Source organism: Streptomyces fildesensis, assembly GCF_016107395.1.
Classification (GTDB): Bacteria; Actinomycetota; Actinomycetes; order Streptomycetales; family Streptomycetaceae; genus Actinacidiphila; species Actinacidiphila fildesensis.
Window position 1 is genome coordinate 375499 of record NZ_JAAIKO010000003.1, and the last position, 25441, is coordinate 400939.

The following is a 25441-nucleotide window of genomic DNA, read 5'->3' on the forward strand; positions in this document are numbered from 1 at the left end:
CCGCCTTTACGCGATGTGCGGTCACGTCCCCCGAAACCAGAATCGGCCCCCTGAGCACTCGACCGGAGGATGGCTGATGAACACACAAGGGACCCAGATGTCGCCGTACGACACGGCACCGGCCAGGACCGGCGGGACGGTCCCATACCGCCCCCACCCTCAGGGCCCCAAGAACCGGCCGGCCGGAGCCGCCATGGTGTTGGGCGTCACCGGCCTGGGCACCTCGGTCTTCATCTTCGGCGGCCTGCTCGGTGTTGTCGGCCTGGTCCTCGGCATCGTCGCCCTGGTGAGAAGCGGGCCGACACGGAGCGGCCGGGGCAAGGCCATCACCGGCGTGGTGGCGTCGGCCGTCGCGATCGTGGTAGCCGTCCTGGTTGCTTTCTTCATGGTCTGGTACGCGAACGAGACGCAGGAGTGCTACCAGCCCGGCAGTTTCCAGCAGTACAAGCAGTGCGTCAGCCAGCAACTCACGGGGAACTGATCCTGATGCGGAACTCACGAATAGCGTCTGTGCTGGCTTCCGGTGCCGCGGCGGCTCTTCTTTCGCTGTCGATTCCCGAAACGGCCTTCAGCGCATCCGAGCCCACCGCAGCGCAGCACAAGCCCCGATGGCAGTGGTGCGATGCGGGCAGCCCCGCCTCCTTTCAGTGCGCGACTCTCCAAGTGCCACTGGATTACAGCGATCCCGGCGGCAGGACGCTCGACATCGCGATATCCCGGATCAAGGCGGGCAGCGGGAAGGAGCGGCGCGGAGTTCTGCTCCTCAACCCCGGCGGACCCGGCGGACCCGGCCTGGGCATGCCCGTGGACCCGGCACTGCGCCTCTCGCGGAAGGTGAGGAGGCAGTACGACCTCATCGGGTTCGACCCCAGGGGTGTCGGGCACAGCTCTCCCGTCAGCTGCGGGCTGACCGTCGACGACCGGGACACCGAACGCCCGTACAAGGCCAGGACCTTCGCGAGGGATGTGGAGCGGGCCCGTACCGTAGCCGCCAAGTGCCAGGCTGCGGCGGGCGGCACACTGCGCCACCTCACCACCCGCAACACCGCGCGCGACATGGACGCGATCCGTGCCGCGCTGGGCGAGAAGAAGATCTCGTACCTGGGGATGTCCTACGGCACCTATCTCGGCGCCGTCTACACGCAGTTGTTCCCCCGGCGGACCGACCGGTTCGTGCTGGACAGCGCGGCCGACCCCGCGGGCTACGGGCGCGGCATGTTCACCGCGATGGCCGAGAGGGCCGAGCCCGCGTTCACACGGTGGACCCGGTGGACGGCCCGGCGGCACACGGCGTACGGCCTGGGCCGCACACCGGCCGAGGTCCGCAAGACCTTCTGGGACCTCGTCGACAGGGCCGACCGCACCCCCATCGAGGATCGCGGGGCGCTGTTGACCGGTGACGGCATCCGCGCTCAGCGCGCCGTGTTCGCCCGCGTCCAGCAGGCCGCCGCCTGGGTCGCCGGACTGAAGGAGACGGCCGACGGCAAGAAGCCCAGGACCTCCGGGCAGGCACCGGGCACCGTCCCTCCGGTGTCCACTCGCGACGTTCCCCCGGACAACGATGACGCGAGCGCCTGGGCCGTGCTGTGCGCCGACACCCGGGCGTCATGGCCGAGCGATCCGCAGCAATACCGCCACGACGCGATCCGCGACAGGACCCGGTATCCGCTGTCCGGCGATTTCGACGCCAACATCAAGCCGTGTGCCTTCTGGAAGCCGGGCAGCGAGCCCAGAACGACGGTGAACAACAAGGTCCCCGCGCTCATCGTGCAGAGCGAGTGGGACCCCCTGACGCCCCTGGCCGGAGGCCGGGCGATGCACCGGGCACTGCACGGCTCCCGGATGGTCACCGTCGCCGGCGGGGAGGGGCACATCGTCAACGGCAGCAATCCCTGCGCGGACACGAGTGCCATGGCCTACCTGGCCACGGGCAGGCTCCCGGGCAAGGACCTGACCTGCCGGGTCGGCTGAACCTCGTTCGTGAGCAACAGGCCGAGCAGCGAGTTCACGAACTCCGATCCCCGAGAACCTTGCAGGTCAACGCGGTCAACCCACACCTGGCGCCAGAACGCTTTTCGTGCCGGAAGATCGACATCAGGTGGGGTGAAGAGGTCTAGACAATAGAGAAGCCCCGGGCCGCCGGCCTGGGGCTTTGAATGGAGCGAGTGACGGGAATCGAACCCGCGCTCTGAGCTTGGGAATCAAAGGATCTTGGTAGCTCGACAGGGCTACTGACCTGCAAAAACGCCACCTCTGAGCACTGCTGTGGGTCGATATCTATGCCCGCCGCTGACCCCGTTGTACCGCCCGTTGGGGCACGGATAGGGCATGCCCCCGGATACGCGGCAGTCGCTTCGGCTGAGCCGGTGGGTGTGTCAGAGGCGGATGAGTCGCACACTGCCGCCGCAGAACTTCGTCATGTCGTCGATGTCGGAAGTCAGCACCGCTACTGGACTTGGCTGACGCAGAGCAGCCTCCGCCACGGTGGCGTCGATCGCGTACTTGTGACCGTGCAATCCCGCTCCTTTGAGCAGTTCTGCCGACGCTTTGGCCGCCTGCTCGGTGACCGGCTCGACCTTGACCCGGGACAGGGCCCAGTTCAGACGTGGGAGGTTCACCCGGGAGTGGCTGACTTCCACGATGGTGTTGGCGCCGACGACCAGGTCGGCTCCCATCTCGTGAAACACCTGCAGCATTGCGAGGACCTTCCGATCCTGCGCGATCCACGCTGACAGTCCTTCCGAGTCCAGGACAACGGTCTCGAAGTGCGTGCTCACGCGGCGTCCGTGCGGTTGGCGGACGCGTCTGAGCCGAGGATTTTGGCGCGAGCCTCGGCCAGCTCTTCGTCTGTGAAGGCGCCGTGTTCCTCTTGATGGCGTCGCAGGTCATGGCCGAGCAGTTCATGTCTGATCTGGCGAGCCACTGCCTCGGCCACGTAGCCGGAGACGTTGTCGGTCAGCTTTCTGAGTTCAGCCACCTGCTCGGTGGGCAGGGTGACCGTGATGCGCGTGGTGGCAGACATAGGGGAAGCATACTGCAGTATGCGCCATCTGATGCGGATGATCACAGAGCTGGGCCTGCCCCCGCGCACGGTGACACCGGCAGCGTGCGGGAAACCCTTCTGCCCGAGGCCCGGAGACCCGGATGCTGTCACGTCATCGCGTGTCGAGCTGAAGAGGACGGAGACAGTGAATGCCGGGTCAGCCCCGTGATGATGAACGCGAGCAACGCATCGTGAATGAGGTCATCGTTGATGCCTATGGCCCTGAGGAGCAGGCCATGGGGTGGTACTACTACCTGGAAGAGGCTCTTGCTTTCCCCTTCATTGCCCGCTGCACGACGAAGCGGATCATTTCGCCAACGCGTGTCGACGAGGAGGTTGAGGTGATGGGCATGGCGCCGGAGGAGGAGTGTGAGCGTGAGATCTTCGTGCGGGTCCAATGGCAAGGCCACGATCTCGGCATCCCGCTCTCCCAACTGGAGCCCGTGGACGCCGAGGGCCTGACGCGGCAAGGGGTCGCAGACTGGCGTTACTGGGTGGCTCGGGGCTATGCGTTCTGATTCCGTAGCCGCGCCCGATGACAACAAAGAAGCCCCGGGCCGTTGGCCTGGGGCTTTGTGTGGAGCGAGTGACGGGAATCGAACCCGCGCTCTGAGCTTGGGAAGCTCATGTTCTACCATTAAACTACACTCGCGCGGCACGCCGGTTTGGGGCGTAGCACCGTCGCACACTGTACCGCATGGTCGGCCCTGGGCGTGTTTTCGTCCGGGGCCTTCGTGTTGTCGTGGGGCGGGGTGGGGGGTCGGGATGTGGCTGCGGGGGGCGGGGGTTGGGGCGTAGCGTGGGCGTCGGAGCGGCGCGTGGAAGATGGCCCGTCTCATCCCCTAATGTGGCTTTTGTCGTCCACGGAAGTTGGGGAAGGGAAGCGATGGATCGCACCGTCGTTCGTTGTGCCGAGGGGCACGTGTTCAGCACCGCGTCGTTCCCGATGCAGAATCTGGGTGTCGGCCGGCTGGGTCCCGGGCGGTTGTTGAGGTGTCCGCGCTGTGCGCGGTTGCGGCATGCGGTGCCGGTGGAGAACGGAAAGTAGCGCAAGTGATGCCGCGCGGCTCCGGTCAGGATTGGGCCGGGGCCGCGTCGTCCGCGTAACCTTCGGGACGTGCTTCTCTCAGACAAGGACATCAGGGCCGAGATCGACAGCGGACGGGTGCGGGTCGACCCCTTCGACGAGTCGATGGTGCAGCCGTCGAGTATCGATGTGCGGCTGGACCGGCTCTTCCGCGTGTTCGAGAACCACCGGTACCCGCATATCGACCCGGCGGTGGAGCAGAGCGATCTGACCCGGCTGGTCGAGCCGGAGGGCGACGAGCCGTTCATCCTGCATCCGGGTGAGTTCGTGCTCGCGTCGACCTACGAGGTCATCTCGCTCCCCGACGACCTCGCGTCGCGGCTGGAGGGGAAGAGCTCGCTGGGCCGGCTGGGGCTGGTCACGCACTCGACGGCCGGCTTCATCGACCCCGGGTTCTCCGGGCACGTGACGCTGGAGCTGTCGAATCTGGCGACGCTGCCGATCAAGCTGTGGCCGGGGATGAAGATCGGTCAGCTGTGCCTCTTCCGGCTGACCTCACCGGCCGAGCACCCGTACGGCTCGGAGCGGTACGGATCGCGCTACCAGGGGCAGCGGGGGCCGACGGCCTCGCGGTCGTTCATGAACTTCCACCGGACGCAGGTCTGACATGGCGGCCGTGCGGGAGAACCTGACGTACGAGGGCTTCGGGCATGCCGTGCGCCAGCTGGCGCAGACGATCGCGGACGACGGCTACGAGCCCGACGTCGTGCTGTCGATCGCGCGCGGCGGGGTCTTCGTGGCGGGCGGTCTGGCCTACGCGCTGGACTGCAAGAACATCCACCTGGTGAACGTCGAGTTCTACACCGGTGTGGGCACCACGCTGGAGATGCCGGTGATGCTCGCCCCGGTGCCCGACGCCATCGACTTCGGCAACAAGCGCGTGCTGATCGCCGACGACGTCGCCGACACCGGCAAGACGCTGAAGCTGGTGCACGACTTCTGCGTCGGGCATGTCGCCGAGGTCCGCAGCGCGGTGATCTACGAGAAGACGCAGTCGCTCGTGAAGTGCGAGTACGTGTGGAAGCGCACCGACGACTGGATCAACTTTCCCTGGTCCGTCGATGAGCCCGTGGTGAAGCGGGCGGGGCAGGTTCGGGACGCCTGAGGCCTGGCCGATGTGATGCACGTAAGGGGCGGCTCCCAGGGGAGCCGCCCCTTACTGCTAGATCACCGGGAGCTTGAAGAGGACCAGCAGCGCGATCAGTTGGATCGAGGCCGCGCCGAGTGCCTTGGGCCAGGGCAGGTCGTGGGACTTGCTCACCATGGAGGTGAGCAGGGCCGCGCAGGCCAGCCAGGTGACCCAGCCGAGGATCTGGACGAGTCCGTTGGCGCTGCCGAGGAACATCGCGAAGAGCAGGCGGGGCGCGTCGGTGAGCGAGGTGACGAGCATCGCCAGGCCGATGGTGGGGGCCCAGGAGCCGTCGCCGCCGAGCTGGCGGGCCAGCGCGTGCGTCACGGTGCCCAGCATCAGGCCGCTGAGCGTGACGGCGACCGCGGTGCTGATCACCCACGGGGCGCTGGACGACACGGTCGCGTTGAGGACGTCCTCGCGGGCCGCGTCGAAGCCGAAGACCGCCAGCAGGCCGTAGAGGAACGTGACGGTCAGGGCCGGGCCCCAGACCGCGTAGTCCCGCATCTGCCAGAAGGTGTGGCCGGGGCGCAGCGCGATACCGCTGATCAGCTGCTTCCAGCGCAGCCGGGGCCCGGAGGGCGGTGCGGTGGTCTGACCCGCGCGGTACGTGGCGATGTTGTCGTTGCCGGGGCCGCCCTGGTCCGGGCCGGCGTACGGCGCGAACTGGTCGGGGGAGCCGGGGAGGGTGAAGGCGCGGGTGTGGCCCGGGTTGTCGTTGTACGCCGGTGCCGGTGCCGGTGCCGGTGCCGGTGCCTGGCCCGGAGCGGGCTCGCCGAAGTATTCGGGCTCGCCCGACGGGGCGCCGGCGTGCCCGCCTCCGTAGCCCTGCGGATAACCCTGCGGTTGTCCGTAGTTCTGAGGCCCACCGTGCTGGGGCGCCTGCTGCCCGCCGTGGTCCCGTCCGCGTCGATTCCTGAATCCAGCCACGTCATCGAACGTACCGGTTCCCGCTGGGCGCCGGGCCGGGAGGCCGGTTCTCAGGGGGGCTTTGCTGCCAACCTGTGACACGTCACGACAGGGGCTTTGGGGGACCTTTGGCCCTGATTCATGTGACTTATGTCGGGGCTGGTGGGGCTGGTGGGAACTTAGCTTCGTTAGACGGTAGGACATCTCGGGACTTCCGGGACGCAGCAGTCACATCAGAAGGAGCCGTTCCATGGCCGTACGTACCGCCCGTAACGTCAGAACCGCGGGAACCGCGGGAATCGCGGCCGTCGCCGCCGCGGTGCTCGCGATGACGGCGGCCGGCTGCGGGTCATCAGGGTCGGGATCCGGGTCGGCGAAGGGACCCGGCTCCGATTCCGCCGCATCCGCGAAGTCCGGGGCGAAGTCCGGGGCGCAGGCCGGAGCCAACGACGACGGCGGTGCCAAGGGCGCCGTCGACCCGGCCACGCTCTCGCAACTCCCCGCCCGGATGGCCGCGGACGGTACGGCGATCGTCGTCGGCGACCCGAAGGCGCCCAACACGGTGAAGGTCTACGAGGACCCGCGCTGCCCGTACTGCATGCACTTCGAGCAGGGCGGCGGCTCGGCGCTCGCGAAGCTGGTGAAGGACGGCAAGGTCAAGGTCGAGTACACGATCGCGTCCTTCCTCGACGCGAACTTCGGCGGCAGCAGCTCGAAGAAGGCGGCCAACGCGATGCGCGCGGCCGTCGACGCGGGGAAGTTCCCCGAGTTCCACTCCGCGGTCTTCGAGAACCAGCCCGAGGAGCCCGCCGACGGCTTCACCGACGCCGTCCTGCTGAAGATCGCCGACACCGTGAAGGGCCTGAATACCACGGCCTTCCAGAAGGCGGTCAAGGACCAGACCCACAAGGACTGGGTGGCGACGTCCGAGAAGGCCTTCGAGGCCTCCGGCTCCCAGGGCACCCCGACGGTCCTGGTGAACGGCAAGAAGGTCACGCCGGAGAAGGCCGTCTACGACGCCACCGCGTTCGCCACAGCGCTCAAGGCGCTCGGCATCAGCTAGGGCACGGGAACGGGAAACAGAGCGGGGACGGCACGCCCCTCAAGGCATGCCGTCCCCGCTGCGTGTCACGTCAGGAGTTGCTGGCCGCCTCCGCGGGCTCCTCCACCGAGCCCTCGTCGTCCGGGCCCTCGACATCAGGCTCCACAGGCGTCTTGACCGACTGCAGCAGCAGCTGCGAGACGTCCACGACCTGCAGGTTCTCCTTCGCCTTGCCGTCGTTCTTCTTGCCGTTGATCGAGTCGGAGAGCATCACCAGGCAGAACGGGCAGGCGGTGGAGACGATGTCCGGGTTGAGGGACAGCGCCTCGTCCACGCGCTCGTTGTTGATGCGCTTGCCGATGCGCTCCTCCATCCACATGCGCGCGCCGCCGGCGCCGCAGCAGAAGCCGCGCTCCTTGTGCCGGTGCATCTCCTCGTTGCGGAGACCGGGCACCGCCTTGATGATGTCGCGCGGCGGTGTGTAGACCTTGTTGTGCCGGCCCAGGTAGCAGGGGTCGTGGTACGTGATCAGGCCCTCGACCGGGGTGACCGGGACGAGCTTGCCCTCGTCCACCAGGTGCTGCAGCAGCTGGGTGTGGTGGATGACCTCGTACTCGCCGCCGAGCTGCGGGTACTCGTTCGCGATGGTGTTGAAGCAGTGCGGGCAGGTCGCGACGATCTTCTTCTTGGTCTTCTCGACGACGATGCCCTCTTCGGCGTCCTCACCGAAGGCCATGTTCAGCATCTCGACGTTCTGCTGGCCGAGCTGCTGGAAGAGGAACTCGTTGCCCAGGCGGCGGGCGGAGTCGCCCGTGCAGTTCTCCTCACCGCCCATGATGGCGAAGGAGACCCCGGCGATGTGCAGGAGCTCGGCGAAGGCCTTGGTGGTCTTCTTCGCGCGGTCCTCCAGGGAGCCCGCGCAGCCGACCCAGTACAGGTACTCGGTCTCCGAGAGGTCCTCGATGTCCTGGCCCACGACCGGGACCTCGAAGTCGACCTCCTTGACCCAGGCCAGGCGCTGCTTCTTCGCCAGGCCCCAGGGGTTGCCCTTCTTCTCCAGGTTCTTGAGCATCGTCCCGGCCTCGCTCGGGAACGCGGACTCGATCATCACCTGGTAGCGCCGCATGTCGACGATGTGGTCGATGTGCTCGATGTCGACCGGGCACTGCTCGACGCAGGCGCCGCAGGTGGTGCAGGACCACAGGACGTCCGGGTCGATGACGCCGTTCTCCTCGGCGGTGCCGATGAGCGGACGCTCGGCCTCGGCCAGGGCGGCGGCGGGTACGTTCGCCAGCTGCTCGGGCGTGGCCTTCTCGTTGCCCTCGGCGTCCTTGCCGCCACCCGCGAGCAGGTACGGCGCCTTGGCGTGCGCGTGGTCGCGCAGCGACATGATCAGGAGCTTGGGGGAGAGCGGCTTGCCGGTGTTCCAGGCGGGGCACTGCGACTGGCAGCGGCCGCACTCGGTGCAGGTGGAGAAGTCGAGCAGGCCCTTCCAGGAGAAGTGCTCGATCTGGGAGACGCCGAACTGGTCGTCCTCGCCCGGGTCCTCGAAGTTGATCGGCACGCCGCCCGAGGCCATCGGCTGCAGCGCGCCGAGCGCGACCGCGCCGGACTCCTCGCGCTTGAACCAGATGTTGGGGAAGGCCAGGAAGCGGTGCCAGGCGACGCTCATGTCGGTGTTGAGGCCGACGGTGATCGCCCAGGTCATCGTCACGCCGAGCTTGATCATCGCCGTGAGGTAGACCGCGTTCTGCAGCGCCCCGGTGCTGAGCCCCTTGAAGGCCGCGACGATCGGGTACGAGGCGAAGTACGCGGCCTCGTAGTGGTCCACGCCGTGCAGCGCGCCCTCCAGTCCGCGCAGCGTCAGGATCGCGAGGCCGATGACGAGGATGACGTACTCGACGAAGTACGCCTGCCAGGACGTCGAGCCGGCGAAGCGCGACTTGCGGCCGGCCCGCGAGGGCAGGTTCAGCAGCCGGATCGCCATCAGGACCAGGATGCCGACGGTCGTCGCGAGCGCGATGAACTCGGTGTACATCTCGTACGGCAGGAAGCCGCCCAGCACCGGCAGCGTCCAGTCGGCCTTGAAGAGCTGGCCGTACGCGGTGAGGATCGTCAGCCCGAGGGTCAGGAAGCCGACGGCCACGAACCAGTGCGCGACGCCGACGACGCCCCACTTGTTCATACGGGTGTGGCCGACGAACTCCACGCCCAGGGTCTTGGAGCGCTGCACCGGGTTGCCCGTGCGGGAGCCCTCAGGGGTGGGCTGGCCGAGCTTGATGAACCGGTAGATCTGCGCGACGGCGCGGCTGATGAGCGCAACGCCGACCGCGGTGAGGACCAGCGACACAATGATCGCGGCGAGTTGCATGGAGGGCTCCTCGGGCCTGCGCGAGCGGTGATTACTAAGCGGTAACTTATCCGGTCTCCCGCTGAGATTACCCGGGATACCCGGCCTCATACAGCCGCCCAGCCGGTGATCTGTGTCGCTGTGTGACCGATCGAACGACGAGTCCGGTTCGACGGGCCCGCATCCGTTCGTGGGAAATACGACTATAGGCGCACGAAAGCTCAGCAATACGGCAATGCAGTACGGCATGAAGTGTGCCGTGACGACGCCGCGGACCCGCAGGATGCTGCGGGTCCTGGGCCTGGGGATGGCCCTGCTGCTGGGGGTGTCGGCGGCGCTCGGCTGGATGGCCTACCGCAGGCTCAACGGCAACATCCGCACCGACGAGGTCGCCGCCCGGGTGCTCGCGGAGCACCCGGAGGAACGTCCCCCGGTGCTCGTTCCCAAGGCGCGCAACGTCCTGGTGATGGGCGAACGGTCGGCGTCGGTGACCCTGCTCCATGTGTCCGCCGACGCCCGGCGGACGGCGGCCGCCGTCACCCTGCCCGGCGACCTGATGGCGCGCACCCCCGGCTGTACGGGGTGCACGATCCGCGCCTTCGAGGCGCTCACCGGCATCCGGGTCGATCACCACGTGGTGATCGACCTCAAGGGCGGCAGGGGAACCGGGGGTCAGTTGCGGACCTTCGCGACCGCGACCGTCACCGCCGACGCCGGACTGGACTCGATCCCCGAGCTCTATCCGCTCGTCGAGCTGTACCCGCTCGACCCGCTCTCCCCCCTCGTGGACGGGGTCCGCGGGCGGCCCGGGCACCGGCTCAGATCGGTGACGGTGCCGCACGGACCGGCCGCGGGTGCGCTCTTCCGGGCGCTGCGTGAAGATCGGTTCTGATGCCGAAACCAGCAAGAAACCAAAGGTCACAGCCCTGCAACCGAAGCTGTGAGCGATCGAACAGTCGAAGAGTTGAGTCGCCTCCACTCAGCTCTGTTGACAGGTTTCGCTCTCTGATGCACCCTTGAGCCAGTTCCACTCAAGTCGGTCAGCTGGAGGATTTACCATGGCACGTGCGGTCGGCATCGACCTGGGCACGACTAATTCCGTCGTCAGCGTTCTCGAAGGCGGCGAGCCCACCGTCATCACCAACGCCGAAGGCGCCAGGACCACGCCGTCCGTCGTCGCCTTCGCCAAGAACGGCGAGGTGCTCGTCGGAGAGGTCGCTAAGCGCCAGGCAGTCACGAACGTCGACAGGACCGTCCGGTCGGTCAAGCGCCACATGGGCACCGACTGGAAGATCAACGTCGACGGCAAGGACTTCAACCCGCAGCAGATGAGCGCCTTCATCCTGCAGAAGCTGAAGCGTGACGCCGAGGCCTACCTGGGCGAGAAGGTCCAGGACGCGGTCATCACCGTCCCGGCGTACTTCAACGACTCCGAGCGCCAGGCGACCAAGGAAGCCGGCGAGATCGCGGGCCTCAACGTCCTGCGCATCGTCAACGAGCCGACGGCCGCCGCTCTGGCCTACGGCCTCGACAAGGACGACCAGACCATCCTCGTCTTCGACCTCGGTGGCGGCACCTTCGACGTCTCGCTGCTGGAGATCGGCGACGGCGTCGTCGAGGTGAAGGCCACCAACGGTGACAACCACCTCGGTGGTGACGACTGGGACCAGCGGGTCGTCGACTACCTGGTGAAGCAGTTCGCCAACGGTCACGGCGTGGACCTGTCCAAGGACAAGATGGCCCTCCAGCGCCTCCGTGAGGCCGCTGAGAAGGCGAAGATCGAGCTGTCCTCGTCCACCGAGACCTCGATCAACCTGCCCTACATCACGGCCTCCGCCGAGGGCCCGCTGCACCTGGACGAGAAGCTCACCCGCGCCCAGTTCCAGCAGCTCACCGCGGACCTCCTGGACCGCTGCAAGAACCCGTTCAACAACGTCATCAAGGACGCCGGCATCCAGCTGTCCGAGATCGACCACGTGGTTCTGGTCGGCGGCTCGACCCGTATGCCCGCCGTCGCCGAGCTCGTCAAGGAGCTGACCGGCGGTCAGGACGCCAACAAGGGCGTGAACCCGGACGAGGTCGTCGCCATCGGCGCCGCACTGCAGGCCGGTGTCCTGAAGGGCGAGGTCAAGGACGTCCTGCTGCTCGACGTCACCCCGCTGTCCCTCGGTATCGAGACCAAGGGAGGGATCATGACGAAGCTCATCGAGCGCAACACCACGATCCCGACCAAGCGCTCCGAGATCTTCACGACGGCCGAGGACAACCAGCCGTCCGTCCAGATCCAGGTCTACCAGGGCGAGCGCGAGATCGCGGCGTACAACAAGAAGCTCGGGATGTTCGAGCTGACCGGTCTGCCGCCGGCCCCGCGCGGGATGCCGCAGATCGAGGTCACCTTCGACATCGACGCGAACGGCATCATGCACGTCGGCGCCAAGGACCTCGGCACCGGCAAGGAGCAGCGCATGACCGTCACCGGTGGCTCCGCGCTGCCGAAGGACGACATCGACCGCATGATGCGCGAGTCCGAGCAGTACGCCGAAGAGGACCACAAGCGCCGCGAGGCCGCCGAGACCCGTAACCAGGCAGAACAGCTCGTCTACCAGACGGAGAAGTTCATCGCCGACAACACGGACAAGCTCCCGGCGGACGTGAAGGAAGAGGTCGAGACGACCGTCGCGGACCTCAAGGAGAAGCTCAAGGGCGAGGACGTCGCCGCGATCCGCGAGGCCACCGAGAAGGTCGCCGCCACGAGCCAGAAGCTCGGCACGGCGCTCTACGCCAACGCCCAGGCCGAAGGTGCCGGCGCCGCCGGTCCCGAGGACGCCGCGGGTGCCGGCCAGGCCCAGGCCGACGACGATGTCGTCGACGCCGAGATCGTGGACGAGGACAAGCCGAAGGACGGTGCCGCGTGACGGAGGAGTCGAAGGGCTTCGACAAGGAGCCCGACGTCCCCTCCGATGCCGCGGAGTCCGAGAGCGCGACGCCCGACAACGAAGCGGCGAAGGCCGCCGGTTCCGCCGATGAGGCGGAGCCGGCGGCCCCGGCCGGGGACGCGAATCAGATCACAGCGCTGAAGGCCCAGCTGGACCAGTCCCGCAGCGCGCTCACCGAGCGCACCGCGGACCTCCAGCGGCTCCAGGCCGAGTACCAGAACTACCGGCGCCGGGTGGACCGGGACCGCATCGCGGTCAAGGAGGTCGCGGTCGCGAACCTGCTGACCGAACTGCTCCCGGTACTCGACGACATCGGCCGCGCGCGGGATCATGGCGAGCTGGTCGGCGGTTTCAAGTCCGTCGGCGAGTCGCTGGAGACCGTGGTGGCCAAGCTGGGTCTGCAGCAGTTCGGCAAGGAGGGCGAGCCCTTCGACCCGCTGGTGCACGAGGCCCTCATGCACAGCTACTCGCCGGATGTCACGCAGACCACCTGCGTGCAGATCCTGCAGCCCGGGTACCGGATCGGTGAGCGGACCATCCGCCCGGCCCGCGTCGCCGTCGCCGAGCCCCAGCCGGGCGCGGCGGGCAAGGGTGAGGACGAGGCTGACGAGGAGAGCGGTGGCCCGGACGAGGGCTGACGCGACACACGGGAAGGAGGGACGGCGAGGATGAGCATCAGCAGGGACTTGTACGAGAAGGACCTCTACAAGGTTCTCGGCGTCCCGAAGGACGCGACCGAGGCGGAGATCAAGAAGGCGTACCGGAAGCTCGCCCGCGAGTTCCACCCGGACGCCAACAAGGGCGACGCCAAGGCCGAGGAGCGCTTCAAGGAGATCTCCGAGGCCAACGACGTCCTGTCCGACGCCAAGCGCCGCAAGGAGTACGACGACGGCCGCGCGCTGTTCGGCAACGGCGGACTGCGCAGCGGTCCCGGCGGTGCCGGCGGCCAGGGCGGTTTCGGCTTCGACCTCGGCGACCTCTTCGGAGGGGCCCAGGGCGGCGGCACGCAGACCGGCCAGGCCGGCGGGTTCGGCGGCGGTCTCGGCGATGTCTTCGGCGGTCTGTTCAACCGGGGCGCCGGCGGCACCGGCACCCGCGTCCAGCCGCGTCGCGGCCAGGACATCGAGTCCGAGGTGACGCTCAGCTTCACCGAGGCGGTGGACGGGGCCACGGTCCCGCTCCGGATGTCCAGCCAGGCCCCCTGCAAGGTCTGCTCCGGCACCGGCGACAAGAACGGCACCCCCCGGGTCTGCCCGACCTGCGTCGGCACCGGCCAGGTGTCGCGCGGCGGTGGTGGCGGCTTCTCGCTCACCGACCCGTGTGTGGACTGCAAGGGCCGCGGCCTCATCGCCCAGGACCCCTGCGACGTCTGCAAGGGCAGCGGGCGCGCCCGCAGCTCCCGCACCATGCAGGTCAGGATTCCCGCGGGTGTCACCGACAACCAGCGGATCCGGCTGCGCGGCAAGGGCGCACCGGGCGAGCGCGGCGGCCCGGCCGGCGATCTGTACGTCGTCGTCCATGTCGCCAAGCACCCCGTGTTCGGACGCAAGGACGACAACCTCACCGTCACCGTGCCGGTCTCCTACCCGGAGGCGACACTCGGCGGCGAGATCAAGGTACCGACCCTCGGCGGTCCGCCGGTCACCCTGAAGCTGCCCCCGGGCACGCCCAACGGGCGTACTCTGCGGGCCCGCGGTAAGGGCGCGCTCCGCAAGGACGGCAGCCGTGGTGACCTGCTGGTCACCGTGGAGGTCGCGGTACCGGAGAAGACCGAGGGCAAGGCGCTCGACGCGCTGGAGTCCTACCGGGAGGCCACAGCGGAGTTCGACCCGCGGGCGGAACTCTTCAAGGCCGCGAAGGGAGCATGACATGGACGGCATGCGGGGCGGTCGGATGCGTAACCCGTATCAGCTGACCGAGGAGTCACCGGTCTACGTCATCTCGGTGGCGGCCCAGCTTTCCGGGCTGCACCCGCAGACGTTGCGCCAGTACGACCGGCTCGGCCTGGTCTCCCCGGACCGCACCGCCGGCCGTGGCCGCCGTTACTCGGCCCGCGACATCGAGCTGCTCCGCGAGGTGCAGCGGCTGTCGCAGGACGAGGGCATCAACCTCGCCGGCATCAAGCGCATCATCGAGCTGGAGAACCAGGTGACCGCGCTCCAGGCGCGCATCGCCGAGCTCGCGGCGGCCGCCGAAGGCATGTCGGCCGCCATCCAGCAGCGTGAGGCCGCCGTGCATGCCTCCTACCGCCGCGACCTGGTCCCGTACCAGGAGAAGCAGACGACCGCGCTGGTCGTCTGGCGTCCCAAGCGGAACGATTAGTCGCTCTTGTGTACGAGCCCGGCATCCCCTCGGGGGTGCCGGGCTTCGTCGTGTCACAGGCCGTGCCACCGGGCCGCCCCCCCCGAATATCCGGACGACATGTCCGGACCCGGCTGTTAGCGTCGAGGCACTATGGAACCGCTCGTCGAACAGCAGATCCGTGCCTCCTTCGTGAACTGTTCCAAGGGAGAAGCACGCCGCCTCAACCTGCCCCGGGACTTCGCCGACCTGCCCTGGGCAGATCTCGACTTCCTCGGCTGGCGCGACCCCGGAGCCCCGGACCGCGGCTACCTGGTGGCAGCCCACGAGGGCGGCCTCACCGGAATCGCGCTGCGCAGCTCGGGCGGAGCCCGCCGCAACATGCTGCGCACCAGCCTCTGCTCGCTGTGCGTCACCAACCACGCGAGCGGCGGCGTCGACCTCCTCGTCGCCCCGAAGGCCGGCCCGGAGGGCCGGAACGGCAACACGATCGGCACGTACATCTGCGCCGACCTGGCCTGTTCGCTGTATGTGCGGGGCAAGAAGAAGGTCGCGACGGCCCAGCGGTTCGAGGAGACCCTCACCCTGGACGAGCAGATCGCCCGGACGATCCGGAACCTCGACGTCTTCCTGGCCAAGGTCACCGCGGACACGGGCGCCGACGCCACGCCCTAGCAGAGCGGTCACCGCAGCGGGAGACGGCTGCGGTGACGGCGGTTACAGCCTGCTGGGGAGCGCGAGAAGCCACACGATGAGTGGTGTGACGAGCAGGACGCCCCAGGCGCCGGCGAGGAAGAACCCCAGCGCGATTTCCGACAGCCATTTGATCCGGGTCGGAACGACCACGCGACGGGGATCGCGGGGGTCGTAGCGGATCTCGCCTCTCCGGGCAGCGGTGTGCGATTGATGCTCGCGTGCGTCACCGTCGAGAGTCCGAAAGCGATGCGTGTAGTCGGGGGCGTCGTCCTCGGCGGTGTCACTACGGGTGGACTCCGCACGGGCCGTTACGCCACGCCACCCAACGATCAGGTGGGTGCGGAACTCGGACAGGTCCGCCCAGAAGCCCAGAAGTGCGAGTCCGGGCAGCGACATGGCCCATGCCTCAAGTCCCGAAGTGCGAGGCTCAACCGGTATCAGCAGCATGATCGGTGCCCCGAGCACGACGTAGGCCAGCGCGCACCGCTGCCACGGCGGACCGTGCCGCACAACGTGTGTGATCCACCCGCCGGCTGCGTGGACCGCCCGCCGCAGCTGGGACGGTGCGGTGTCCTCGCGGACCTCCGGCTGCCGTTCGGCGCTGTCCTCGATGATGGCGTCGATGTCCGCGGCGAGGGCGGCCAGTACCTCTGGATTCCTGTGCCGCAGTGTCAGGGGGGTCGGCTCCTTCGCGTCATCGGCCAGAAGCAGGCTCAACCCCTTTTCGTGGCGGCGGACCTCTCGTACCCGTGCTCCCGGAACGACGGTGGTCCTACGGCCGCGCTGCCAGTGCACCGCGCCCTTCTCGACCCACACCCGGTTCCGGCCGTCCACGACCACGACGCCGGTCCCCTCTGACTTCTGCTCCCCCATACGGCACACGGTAAGCCCACGCGGCCGGGGCGGCTTGGGTTATGAGCCTGACGATCAACTCAGTTCGAACCAGACGCCCTTCCCGGGCCCCGGCCCGTGCCGGCACACCCCCCACGCCGTCGCACACGCACTGAGCAACGGCAGCCCGCGCCCGTGCTCCTCCTCGCCCCCGGGCCGTGCGTGCGGCTGCGGCAGCCCCGGCGCGTCATCGGTGACCAGCACCCGCAACGCGCCGGGCGTTGCGCACTCGGCGAAGAGCGTCAGGCGCGCCTGAGTGCCGGCTCGCCGACAGGCGAGCACGGCGTTCGTGACGACCTCGGACGTCAGCAGTAACGCCACATCGGAGAGTTCGGCTCCGCCGCCGGTAGCGGTGAGCAGCGTACGGACGCCCTCGCGGGCGGAGCGGACCCATACGGGGTCGGGCGGGAAGACGAGCGAGAAGTCGGTTCCATTCGTCATGGGGGTTCGCGCTTCCGTGGGGCGGGGGCCCACGCGAGGATGGTGGCTCTGCCTGCCCCAACTACCGTTGGGGCAGATGCACTTCCGGTTCCGTCGCGATGGGCGGGTCGCTACGAAGGTAGGGACAGCTTCCGTAGAGTTACAAGTGTGTCCGCGAAATTCAACCCGCAAGAGTGGTGTGCGAGTTGATCGGTGGAACGAGGGTGGCCGGACGTGCAGACTGCCCTCGGTCACGAGGAGGGTTCACATGCCGCCGAGGAGTACCCCGAGCGAGCGTCAGCGTCGACTGGGAGTCGAGCTTCGGAAGTTGCGGAGCCACGCCGGGCTGGCCGGCGACGCGGCGAGTGCTGTGCTGGGTGTGGAGCGGACGCGCATCAGCCACATCGAGGCAGGCCGGGTCGATGTACCGCGGAACGGTCTGTACAAGCTGCTGCGCGCCTACGGCTGCGAGGAAGGACCGCTCTTCGACGGCTTGATGGAGATGGCGCAGGAACGGGGCAAAGGCTGGTGGGACGAGTTCCGCGACGTGGTTGCCCCGGTGGCCGCCGACCTTGCCGAACTGGAGTCACGGTCGGCCGGAATCCGGATCCACGAGTCGCTCATCGTGCCCGGCCTGCTGCAGACCGCCGACTACGCACGGGCGGTGATCTCGGAGTCGGAACACGACGCGAAGCGCGTGGAGCGGTATGTGGACTTCCGCATGGCCCGCCAGAGCGTTCTGGCGGCGCCCTCGACGGTCACCTACCGGGCGATCATCCACGAGGCCGCGCTGCACACCCGCGTCGGCGGCGCGAAAACCATGCGCCGACAGCTGCTGCGACTGATCGAGGTTGCGAGGCAGCCCAACGTCTTCGTGCAGGTCTTCCCGTACGAGGCGGGTGCATACTCGGCCTTCAGCCGTTCCTTCGGGATCTTCGGCGGGGCGACCTCGGGACTGGACACCGTCCACCTGGAGCACCCGCTGAACTCCGTATTCTTGCGGGATGGCCAGCACCTCGACGAATACGCGAAGATGTTCGAAAGGCTGTCCGTGCTGGCGCTCGACGCGGTGGATCCGGAGTCCGAGCCGGAGTCGCACGAGTCCCGCGACTCGTTGAGTCTCATCCAGCACGTCATGTACAGCATGTGAAAAGGGGTCAGATGTCCGAGCTCGCGTGGCGGAAGTCCTCGTTCAGCGGTGGCGGCAACGGCGACTGCGTCGAGGTGGCGGCCGGCGACACAGGCCTCGTCCACCTCCGGGAGAGTGACGACCCCCTGGCCGTCATAACCACCACCCCCGCCGCCCTCCGCGCGCTACTCCGCGCCGCGAAGGCCGGCGCCTTCGATCACCTCGCGCGCTGACGCGCAACAGAACCACTACTCGGCCGCGTGGACCAGCACCTGTTGGGCGCGGATCAGGCGGGGTCCCATCGCGTAGCCGTGGCGCACGATGCGTGCCACGTGGCCCACGAGGTCGGGGCTGAGGGCCGGTACGGTGCCCACCGCCTCCTGGGTGGCGGGGTTGAAGACGCCCGCTTCGATCGGCATCCGCGTCATGCCGTACTTCTCCAGGACCGTGGAGAGCTCGGCGCGGACGGAGTCGGCGAACGGGTCGGTCTCGCGCTCGACGCGGTCGAGCAGCAGCACCAGGTCGTACAGGAGCGGCTGGACCGTGCGGCCCTCGGCGAGCTTGCGGGTGTGGTCGAGCTCCTGGTGGAGCTCCTCGACGGAGCGGCGGGTCTCGCGGTCGTTGAGCAGCCGGCGGCGGAACTGGTCGCCGAGCGCGGCGACTTCGTCGCGCAGCCCGTCGACGGCGTCGGCGACGACGTTGAGCACGTCGGGGCCCGGGGAAGCGGGCGCGGGCGGTGCGGCGGGCGCCGGGATGCCGGGGGGCGCCTCCGGGTGCGGCGGCGGAATGCTCACGATTGGCTCCAGTCCGGCTGTACGGCGTTCGGGGGCAGCGATTTGCGGGCGTGCCACCAGCGGGGCTTCCAGCCGAGGCGTACCAGGAGCACGATCGTCGCGAGCAGCAGCACGTTGCTGATCCAGTTCGCGACGCCGCCATCGGGCAGGGCGTAGGCGATGATGACGAAGATCAGCACGACGCCGAACATGCTCTTGCGCCCGCGCCAGGTCTTTCCCGTCGCGTAGCGCGCGGCGGCCTGGTCGGTGTGGAGCTTCTGCACGAGTTCCTGGTCGGTGGGCTGGACGGCGAGCGCCTGGTCCACGATGCCGTCGATGCGGCGGGCGGCCTCGGCCGAGGTGATCAGCCGCTGCTGGGTGAAGGGGTGGTAGGTCTTGGCGCCCTCGGCGCGGAGCGACCAGATGGAGCTGATCTGGTTGCGCAGCCCCGCGTGCTCCGGCTGGTCGGTCAGTGCGCGCTCGTAGTGCTGCAGGGCCTCGTCGTACTGGCCGGCGGCGTACAGGGCGTCACCGAGGTAGATGCGGTATTCGGTGTTGTCCTGCTCCAGCGCGCAGGCCTTCAGGTGCCAGGTGATCGCGGTCGGGAGGTCGTTGACCGCGCGGCCGGCTCTGCCCATGAGGAAGTGGCTGTACGCGTTGCGCGGCGCGAGGGTGATGGAGCGGCGGAACTCCTGGATGGCGGCGGCGGTGTCCCCGGCGTCCAGGTGCAGCGCCCCGAGCAGCTGCCAGGCGTCGGCGTTCGTGTCGTCGAAGTGGACGGCCTGCTGGGCCTCGTAGAGGGCGGCGGTGGGGTTGCCGCGCCGGACCTCTGTGCGGGCGGCCTCCAGCCAGTCGCGGGTCCGCGGGGCGTCCCCGCCCTGCTGGCCGGGGAGGGACTTGCCGCCGGAGCGCTGCTGCGGCTTCGCCTTCGGCTCCGGGGCGCGCAGCCGCTGGGTGCGCCGGGTGTCGTACGCGGTGCGGCGGGCCGGGTCGAGGAGTTCCTTGCGGGCCTCGGTGATCTGGGCGACCCGGTCCTCGGCCTCGCGGCGCTTGTCCGCGCTGGGCGCGCGGCTGGCCTTGCCCGCCCAGGCGCGCTGCTGGACGTCGAGCTTCTTGCCGAGCTCCTCGGCGCTGTCGGCGGGGTCGAGCTCGAACTCGGCGTAGTAGTCCCGGAATTCGCCGGTGCTGGTCATGGGGTTGAGACTCCGGTCAGAGGGCGGCGCGAAGGATCAGGCGTGTGCGGAGTTCAGAGCGCGGAGATCCGCGCGACCCGGTCGCTGAGCGCGTCCAGTTCCTGGGAGGTGAGGTTGTCCAGCCGCTCGACCTCGAACTCGCCGAGCCACTTGCCGCTGGTGCCGTCCTTGACCTCGACGTGGATGATCCCGTCGACGTCGTAGGAGTAGAAGACCTCGAACGGGGCGCCCACCGGGTACGGCGGGATCTGCAGGGTGCTCTCGCCGACGACCTTGACGTAGTCCAGGTCCTCGCCGTCGCCCTCGGTCACGGCGACGCGCAGCTTCGTCTGCTGGTTGGCCAGCGTGTGGAAGGTGTCGCTGCGGCGGGTGGGGACCGAGGTGTTGCGGGGCACGATGATCGAGTTGTACTGCAGCGAGTGGTCGTGGTCATGGGTGGCCACCATGCCGAGGGACTGCGAGGTGACGTCCTTGATGGACTTGATCTTGCCCTTGGTGAGCCGGGCGAGCCCGTCGCCGGGCGAGGTCTCCACGACGGCACCACTGCCGATGTACTTCTTCTTCTCCTTGGCCTGCTCGCCGCGCACCTGGGCGTCGAGGCCGACCAGCGCCGCCCCGAGGGCGACGACCTCGTCCTGGTTGATACCGCGCTCGGGGTCCTTGCCGGACAGCCGCTTTACCAGGTCCGCGACCATCGGCATCCGCGTCGAGCCGCCGACGAGCAGCACCCGGTCGATACCGGCCCAGGTGAGCGAGGCGTCCGTGAGGACGCCCTCGGTGATGATGCGGGTGCGGTCCAGCAGGTCGGCGCTGAGCTCCTCGTACTTCTCGCGCGTGATGCGGATCTGCTCGTGCCGGCCGTCGGCGGAGAGCATGACGACGGCCTGCGGGGCGTTGGAGAGGGTGCGCTTGGCGATCTCGGCCTTGTCGCGGAGCTCGGCGAGCAGCGCGCCGTCGTCGGTGAGGTCGCGCCCGCCGGCGGCGGTGAACGCCCCGTTGAGGTGCTCCATGAGGACGCCGTCCCAGTCGAAGCCGCCCAGGTTGCGGTCGCCGTCGGTGGCGATCACGTCGTAGTCGCCGTCCACGACGCGCATCACCGTCACGTCGAAGGTGCCGCCGCCGAGGTCGTAGACCAGGACGGTGCCGATCTCCTCGCCGTCGTCCACGCGGTCGAGCCCGTAGGCGAGCGCGGCGGCGGTGGGCTCGTTGACGATGCGCAGCACCTCGAAGCCGGCGATCTGGCCGGCGTCCTGGGTGGCGCGCCGCCTGGCGTCGTCGAAGTAGGCGGGGACGGTGATGACGACCTGGTCGACGGCTTCGCCGAGCATCATCTCGGCGTCTTCGCGCAGCCGCTTCAGGACGAGGGCGGAGATCTCCTCGGGCCGGTAGGCGACACCGGACTCGGAGGTGTAGATGGCGTTCGGCTCGCCCATGTAGCGCTTCGCGAACTGGATGACGTGGTCGGGCGCGGTCATCGCGGAGCGTTTGGCCTGGGATCCGACGACGACCGTGTCGCCCTGGAACATCACCACGGACGGGGTGATGTTCTCCCCCTCACGGTTCCTGACGATGGTGGCCGCACCCGACGCGTCGGCCACCGCCATCGCGGAATAGGTCGTTCCGAGATCGATCCCCAAGACACGCGCCACAGCACTCTCCCCGTTGTCGGCCGTTCCACCGCACGGGACATGATGCCGTGTCACGTACAAGTGCCGCCAGGCCCTTGGGAGATCGACGCGGGACGGGAGGTGCTGGTGGTGCTGCTGGGATCGGAGCGGACGGCCCTGGGGCGGGTGGGGTCAGGCGCTGCCCATCGCGCGGGTCAGCGCGATCTCGATGACGACGCGGTCGGGGTTGAAGGCGGGCGTCCGCGCGTAGCGCTCGCCGTAGCGCCGGACGGCGTCGGCGATGCGTTCCGGATCGGTGCTGACGGTCGCGACGCCCTCGAGGGTGGCCCAGCGGCCCTTGTCGACCTGGCAGGCGGCCACCCGGGCGCCGTCGGGTCCCGCGGCCAGGATGTTCGCGACCTTGCGGCTCGCCTTGTTGGTGATCACGCGGGCGAGGCCGGCCTCGGGGTCGTACGTCACGCCGACCGCGACGACATGCGGGCTGCCGTCGGGGCGTGGTGTCGTGAGGGTGCACAGGTGATATTCGCGCCAGAAGGACAGGTACGCGGATTCGGGGTTGCGTAGGTCTCGGGCCATGGGAATGCACGCTACCGTTCCAGGGTTGAGTGGCATAGACTCAACTTGAATGAGTGATCCGACAGGAGATTGCAGGTGGCCGTGGAAGCGGAGCTGACCAACAAGAGCCGGGAAGCGCTGAACACCGCCAACGCACACGCGGTGTCCGCCGGGAACCCGGACCTCACCCCCGCACATCTGCTGCTCGCCCTGCTGGGCGGAGCCGACAACGAGAACATCGTGGACCTGATGGCAGCGGTCGGCGCCGACGCCGCGGAGCTGCGCGCGGGCACCGAGCGGCTGATCGCCGCGCTGCCCGTCGTCCAGGGCGCCACGGTCGCGCCCCCGCAGGCCAACCGTGACCTGCTGGCCGTCGTCGCGGACGCGTCGCAGCGCGCGAAGGACCTCGGGGACGACTACATCTCGACCGAGCACCTGCTCATCGGTATCGCCGTCAAGGGCGGCCAGGCCGGCGAGCTGCTCGTCCAGCGGGGGGCCACGGCCAAGAAGCTGCTGGACGCCTTCGAGTCCGCCCGGGGAGGGCAGCGCGTGACGAGCCAGGATCCCGAGGGCACCTACAAGGCGCTCGAGAAGTACGGCACGGACTTCACCGCCGCCGCCCGCGAGGGCAAGCTCGACCCGGTGATCGGCCGGGACCAGGAGATCCGCCGGGTCGTCCAGGTGCTGTCCCGCCGCACCAAGAACAACCCGGTGCTGATCGGCGAGCCCGGCGTCGGCAAGACCGCCGTCGTCGAGGGCCTCGCGCAGCGCATCGTCAAGGGTGACGTGCCCGAGTCGCTGCGCAACAAGCGGCTGGTCTCGCTGGACCTCGGCGCGATGGTCGCGGGCGCCAAGTACCGCGGTGAGTTCGAGGAGCGGCTCAAGGCGGTGCTCTCCGAGATCAAGGAGAGCGACGGCCGGGTCATCACCTTCATCGACGAGCTGCACACGGTCGTCGGCGCGGGCGCCGGCGGCGACTCCGCCATGGACGCGGGCAACATGCTCAAGCCGATGCTGGCCCGCGGTGAGCTGCGGATGGTCGGCGCCACCACGCTCGACGAGTACCGCGAGCGCATCGAGAAGGACCCGGCGCTGGAGCGCCGCTTCCAGCAGGTGATGGTGGCCGAGCCGTCCGTCGAGGACACCATCGCGATCCTGCGCGGGCTCAAGGGCCGGTACGAGGCGCACCACAAGGTGCAGATCGCGGACTCGGCGCTGGTGGCCGCCGCGACCCTGTCGAACCGCTACATCACCTCCCGGTTCCTGCCGGACAAGGCCATCGACCTGGTGGACGAGGCCGCCTCCCGGCTCCGGATGGAGATCGACTCCTCACCCGTCGCGATCGACGAGCTGCAGCGCGCCGTCGACCGGCTGCGCATGGAGGAGATGGCGCTCAAGAACGAGACGGACCCCGCCTCCGTCCAGCGGCTGGAGAAGCTGCGCAAGGACCTCGCCGACAAGGAGGAGGAGCTGCGCGGCCTGACCGCCCGCTGGGAGAAGGAGAAGGAGGGCCTGAACCGCGTCGGCGCCATCAAGGAGAGCCTGGACGAGGTGAACACGGACATCGAGCGCGCCCAGCGCGACGGTGACTTCGAGGCCGCGTCCAAGCTGCTCTACGGCGAGAAGCCGCGGCTGGAGGCCGAGCTGGCCGAGGCCACCGAGGCCGAGGCGGCCGCCGCCAAGGACACCATGGTCAAGGACGAGGTCGGGCCGGACGACATCGCGGACGTCGTCGGCGCCTGGACCGGCATCCCGGCCGGCCGGCTGCTGGAGGGCGAGACCCAGAAGCTGCTGCGCATGGAGGACGAGCTGGGCCGCCGGCTCATCGGCCAGACCGAGGCCGTCCGCTCCGTCTCCGACGCCGTACGCCGTTCGCGCTCGGGCATCTCCGACCCCGACCGGCCGACCGGATCGTTCCTGTTCCTCGGCCCCACCGGCGTCGGCAAGACCGAGCTGGCCAAGGCGCTGGCGGACTTCCTCTTCGACGACGAGCGCGCCATGGTCCGCATCGACATGAGCGAGTACGGCGAGAAGCACTCCGTCGCCCGGCTCGTCGGCGCCCCGCCCGGGTACGTCGGCTACGAGGAGGGCGGCCAGCTCACCGAGGCCGTCCGGCGGCGCCCGTACAGCGTGGTGCTGCTCGACGAGGTCGAGAAGGCGCACCACGACGTCTTCGACGTGCTGCTGCAGGTGCTCGACGACGGCCGGCTCACCGACGGCCAGGGCCGCACGGTCGACTTCCGCAACGCGATCCTGATCCTGACGTCGAACCTGGGCAGCCAGTACCTGGTGGACCCGGTGCTCGGGGACGCGGAGAAGAAGCAGAGCGTCCTGGAGACGGTGCGGATGTCCTTCAAGCCGGAGTTCCTGAACCGGCTCGACGACATCGTGGTGTTCAGCGCGCTGAACAAGGAGGAGCTGCGGCACATCGCCCGGCTGCAGACGGACCGGCTCGCCGACCGGCTGCGGGACCGCCGGCTGGTCCTGGACGTCACCGACGCCGCCCTGGACTGGCTCGCCGACGAGGGCAACGACCCGGCCTACGGCGCGCGGCCACTGCGCCGCCTGGTGCAGACCGCGATCGGTGACCCGCTGGCCCGCGCGATCCTGTCCGGCGAGGTCGTCGACGGTGACACCGTACGGGTCGACCGGGCGGGTGAGGGCCTGATCGTCGGCCCTGCCCCGTCCCTGTCCAAGACGGTCTGAGCAGGCTGCCCCCGGCGTGGATCCGCCGGGGGTTGCCAGACCCCTCGGCGCATGGGGGAGGATGGAAGGAATCCGTACGAAGGGAACTCACGGTGAGCATCGATCCGTCCTCGATTCCTAATTTCGGGGGCCAGCCGGACCCCGAGCAGAACGGCCCCGCCGCCAGCGCGGTCATCCCCGACCAGGACCTGGTCAAGCAGCTGCTCGAACAGATGGAGCTGAAGTTCGTCGTCGACGACGAGGGTGACCTCGCGGCGCCGTGGGAGGAATTCCGCGCGTACTTCATGTTCCGCGGCGAGGAGGACCAGCAGATCTTCGCGGTCCGGACCTTCTACGACCGGCCGTACACCGTCGATGACAAGCCCCAGCTGCACGAGGTCATCGACGACTGGAACCGCCGCACCCTGTGGCCGAAGGTCTACACGCACACGCACGACGACGGCTCCGTCCGTCTGATCGGCGAGGCGCAGATGCTGATCGGCCTGGGCGTCAACCTGGAGCACTTCGTCTCCAGCACGGTCAGCTGGGTACGCGCCTCGATCGAGTTCGACAAGTGGGTCGTGGAGACCCTCGGACTCGAGAAGGACGTGGACGCCGACGGCGGCGCCAAGGGCGACGAAGGCACCAACGGCGACGACGCCTGACGCAGCCCG

26 protein-coding genes and 1 tRNA gene are annotated in these 25441 nt (G+C 68.8%); 16 read left to right on the forward strand and 11 right to left on the reverse strand.

The window, feature by feature from the left end:
- The first annotated feature begins 76 nt into the window (after positions 1-76).
- Positions 77-481 (forward strand): DUF4190 domain-containing protein, encoded by a 405-nt coding sequence (locus tag C6N31_RS07605; RefSeq protein WP_232484894.1) that lies wholly within the window; start codon positions 77-79, stop codon positions 479-481.
- A 5-nt stretch (positions 482-486) separates the two neighbouring features.
- A complete protein-coding gene (locus tag C6N31_RS07610; protein ID WP_138351320.1) occupies positions 487-1971 on the forward strand; it encodes an alpha/beta hydrolase in 1485 nt (494 codons plus the stop codon).
- 404 nt (positions 1972-2375) lie between these two features.
- Here the strand turns inward: C6N31_RS07610 and C6N31_RS07615 are convergent, their stop codons facing one another.
- Positions 2376-2777, reverse strand: coding sequence for a DNA-binding protein (locus tag C6N31_RS07615; protein WP_138351321.1), 402 nt, complete (start codon positions 2775-2777; stop codon positions 2376-2378).
- Positions 2774-3022, reverse strand: a complete 249-nt coding sequence (locus C6N31_RS07620; protein WP_138351322.1) for a type II toxin-antitoxin system CcdA family antitoxin — start codon at positions 3020-3022, stop codon at positions 2774-2776. Before C6N31_RS07620 ends, C6N31_RS07615 begins: the two co-directional genes overlap by 4 nt.
- A 170-nt stretch (positions 3023-3192) precedes the next feature.
- On the opposite strand from C6N31_RS07620, the gene C6N31_RS07625 reads away from it, so the two are divergent.
- Positions 3193-3561 carry a calcium-binding protein gene (locus tag C6N31_RS07625; RefSeq protein ID WP_138351323.1) on the forward strand — a complete coding sequence of 123 codons (369 nt, stop codon included), beginning with the start codon at positions 3193-3195 and terminating at the stop codon, positions 3559-3561.
- Between the two features lie 60 nt (positions 3562-3621).
- Here the strand turns inward: C6N31_RS07625 and C6N31_RS07630 are convergent.
- Positions 3622-3695, reverse strand: a tRNA-Gly gene (locus tag C6N31_RS07630).
- Between the two features lie 465 nt (positions 3696-4160).
- Between C6N31_RS07630 and dcd the strand changes: the two genes are divergently transcribed.
- A complete protein-coding gene (gene dcd, locus C6N31_RS07635; protein ID WP_138351324.1) occupies positions 4161-4736 on the forward strand; it encodes a dCTP deaminase in 576 nt (191 codons plus the stop codon).
- 1 nt (position 4737) lies between these two features.
- A complete protein-coding gene (locus C6N31_RS07640) occupies positions 4738-5235 on the forward strand; it encodes a phosphoribosyltransferase (RefSeq protein WP_198357290.1) in 498 nt (165 codons plus the stop codon).
- Positions 5236-5292: 57 nt separating this feature from the next.
- Here C6N31_RS07640 and C6N31_RS07645 read toward each other — a convergent pair whose 3' ends face one another.
- A complete protein-coding gene (locus C6N31_RS07645) occupies positions 5293-6270 on the reverse strand; it encodes a Yip1 family protein (RefSeq protein WP_307811277.1) in 978 nt (325 codons plus the stop codon).
- A 148-nt stretch (positions 6271-6418) separates the two neighbouring features.
- Between C6N31_RS07645 and C6N31_RS07650 the strand changes: the two genes are divergently transcribed.
- Positions 6419-7231 carry a DsbA family protein gene (locus tag C6N31_RS07650; protein WP_198357292.1) on the forward strand — a complete coding sequence of 271 codons (813 nt, stop codon included), beginning with the start codon at positions 6419-6421 and terminating at the stop codon, positions 7229-7231.
- Between the two features lie 70 nt (positions 7232-7301).
- Here the strand turns inward: C6N31_RS07650 and C6N31_RS07655 are convergent, their stop codons facing one another.
- Entirely contained in the window at positions 7302-9581 is a 2280-nt protein-coding gene (locus C6N31_RS07655) for a (Fe-S)-binding protein (RefSeq protein WP_138358866.1), read from the reverse strand.
- Between the two features lie 238 nt (positions 9582-9819).
- On the opposite strand from C6N31_RS07655, the gene C6N31_RS07660 reads away from it, so the two are divergent.
- The 6 genes from C6N31_RS07660 (at position 9820) to C6N31_RS07685 (ending at position 15472) form a co-directional block, all read left to right on the forward strand.
- Complete coding sequence (locus tag C6N31_RS07660; protein WP_138358864.1) at positions 9820-10452, forward strand: LCP family protein; 633 nt, start codon at positions 9820-9822, stop codon at positions 10450-10452.
- 166 nt (positions 10453-10618) lie between these two features.
- Positions 10619-12475: a molecular chaperone DnaK gene (dnaK, locus tag C6N31_RS07665; RefSeq protein ID WP_138358862.1), complete on the forward strand. Its 1857-nt coding sequence runs from the start codon at positions 10619-10621 to the stop codon at positions 12473-12475.
- Positions 12472-13134: a nucleotide exchange factor GrpE gene (gene grpE / locus C6N31_RS07670; RefSeq protein WP_138358860.1), complete on the forward strand. Its 663-nt coding sequence runs from the start codon at positions 12472-12474 to the stop codon at positions 13132-13134. The genes dnaK and grpE (C6N31_RS07670) overlap by 4 nt, the downstream gene beginning before the upstream one ends.
- A gap of 30 nt (positions 13135-13164) precedes the next feature.
- A complete protein-coding gene (dnaJ, locus tag C6N31_RS07675; protein ID WP_138358858.1) occupies positions 13165-14364 on the forward strand; it encodes a molecular chaperone DnaJ in 1200 nt (399 codons plus the stop codon).
- A gap of 1 nt (position 14365) precedes the next feature.
- Complete coding sequence (locus C6N31_RS07680; RefSeq protein ID WP_138358856.1) at positions 14366-14818, forward strand: heat shock protein transcriptional repressor HspR; 453 nt, start codon at positions 14366-14368, stop codon at positions 14816-14818.
- A 132-nt stretch (positions 14819-14950) separates the two neighbouring features.
- Positions 14951-15472: an FBP domain-containing protein gene (locus C6N31_RS07685; protein WP_138358854.1), complete on the forward strand. Its 522-nt coding sequence runs from the start codon at positions 14951-14953 to the stop codon at positions 15470-15472.
- A 42-nt stretch (positions 15473-15514) separates the two neighbouring features.
- Here the strand turns inward: C6N31_RS07685 and C6N31_RS07690 are convergent, their stop codons facing one another.
- Complete coding sequence (locus C6N31_RS07690) at positions 15515-16366, reverse strand: hypothetical protein (protein ID WP_198357293.1); 852 nt, start codon at positions 16364-16366, stop codon at positions 15515-15517.
- Positions 16367-16420: 54 nt separating this feature from the next.
- Complete coding sequence (locus C6N31_RS07695; RefSeq protein WP_138358850.1) at positions 16421-16825, reverse strand: ATP-binding protein; 405 nt, start codon at positions 16823-16825, stop codon at positions 16421-16423.
- A gap of 247 nt (positions 16826-17072) precedes the next feature.
- Between C6N31_RS07695 and C6N31_RS07700 the strand changes: the two genes are divergently transcribed.
- Positions 17073-17954, forward strand: a complete 882-nt coding sequence (locus C6N31_RS07700; RefSeq protein ID WP_138358848.1) for a helix-turn-helix domain-containing protein — start codon at positions 17073-17075, stop codon at positions 17952-17954.
- An 11-nt stretch (positions 17955-17965) separates the two neighbouring features.
- Positions 17966-18166 (forward strand): DUF397 domain-containing protein, encoded by a 201-nt coding sequence (locus C6N31_RS07705; protein ID WP_138358846.1) that lies wholly within the window; start codon positions 17966-17968, stop codon positions 18164-18166.
- Between the two features lie 15 nt (positions 18167-18181).
- Here C6N31_RS07705 and grpE (C6N31_RS45515) read toward each other — a convergent pair whose 3' ends face one another.
- The 4 genes from grpE (C6N31_RS45515) to C6N31_RS07725 all read right to left on the reverse strand — a co-directional run bounded on the left by grpE (C6N31_RS45515) (position 18182) and on the right by C6N31_RS07725 (position 22103).
- Complete coding sequence (gene grpE, locus C6N31_RS45515) at positions 18182-18727, reverse strand: nucleotide exchange factor GrpE (RefSeq protein ID WP_164294596.1); 546 nt, start codon at positions 18725-18727, stop codon at positions 18182-18184.
- Positions 18724-19899: a tetratricopeptide repeat protein gene (locus C6N31_RS07715; RefSeq protein WP_138358842.1), complete on the reverse strand. Its 1176-nt coding sequence runs from the start codon at positions 19897-19899 to the stop codon at positions 18724-18726. The genes grpE (C6N31_RS45515) and C6N31_RS07715 overlap by 4 nt, the downstream gene beginning before the upstream one ends.
- A gap of 53 nt (positions 19900-19952) precedes the next feature.
- Positions 19953-21548 (reverse strand): Hsp70 family protein, encoded by a 1596-nt coding sequence (locus C6N31_RS07720; RefSeq protein WP_244809318.1) that lies wholly within the window; start codon positions 21546-21548, stop codon positions 19953-19955.
- A gap of 150 nt (positions 21549-21698) precedes the next feature.
- Entirely contained in the window at positions 21699-22103 is a 405-nt protein-coding gene (locus C6N31_RS07725; RefSeq protein ID WP_187144960.1) for a pyridoxamine 5'-phosphate oxidase family protein, read from the reverse strand.
- Between the two features lie 81 nt (positions 22104-22184).
- On the opposite strand from C6N31_RS07725, the gene clpB reads away from it, so the two are divergent.
- Both clpB and C6N31_RS07735 read left to right on the forward strand, forming a co-directional pair.
- Positions 22185-24788 (forward strand): ATP-dependent chaperone ClpB, encoded by a 2604-nt coding sequence (gene clpB / locus C6N31_RS07730; RefSeq protein ID WP_138358868.1) that lies wholly within the window; start codon positions 22185-22187, stop codon positions 24786-24788.
- 92 nt (positions 24789-24880) lie between these two features.
- Positions 24881-25432: a type III secretion system chaperone family protein gene (locus tag C6N31_RS07735; protein ID WP_138358838.1), complete on the forward strand. Its 552-nt coding sequence runs from the start codon at positions 24881-24883 to the stop codon at positions 25430-25432.
- The last annotated feature ends 9 nt before the right edge of the window (positions 25433-25441 follow it).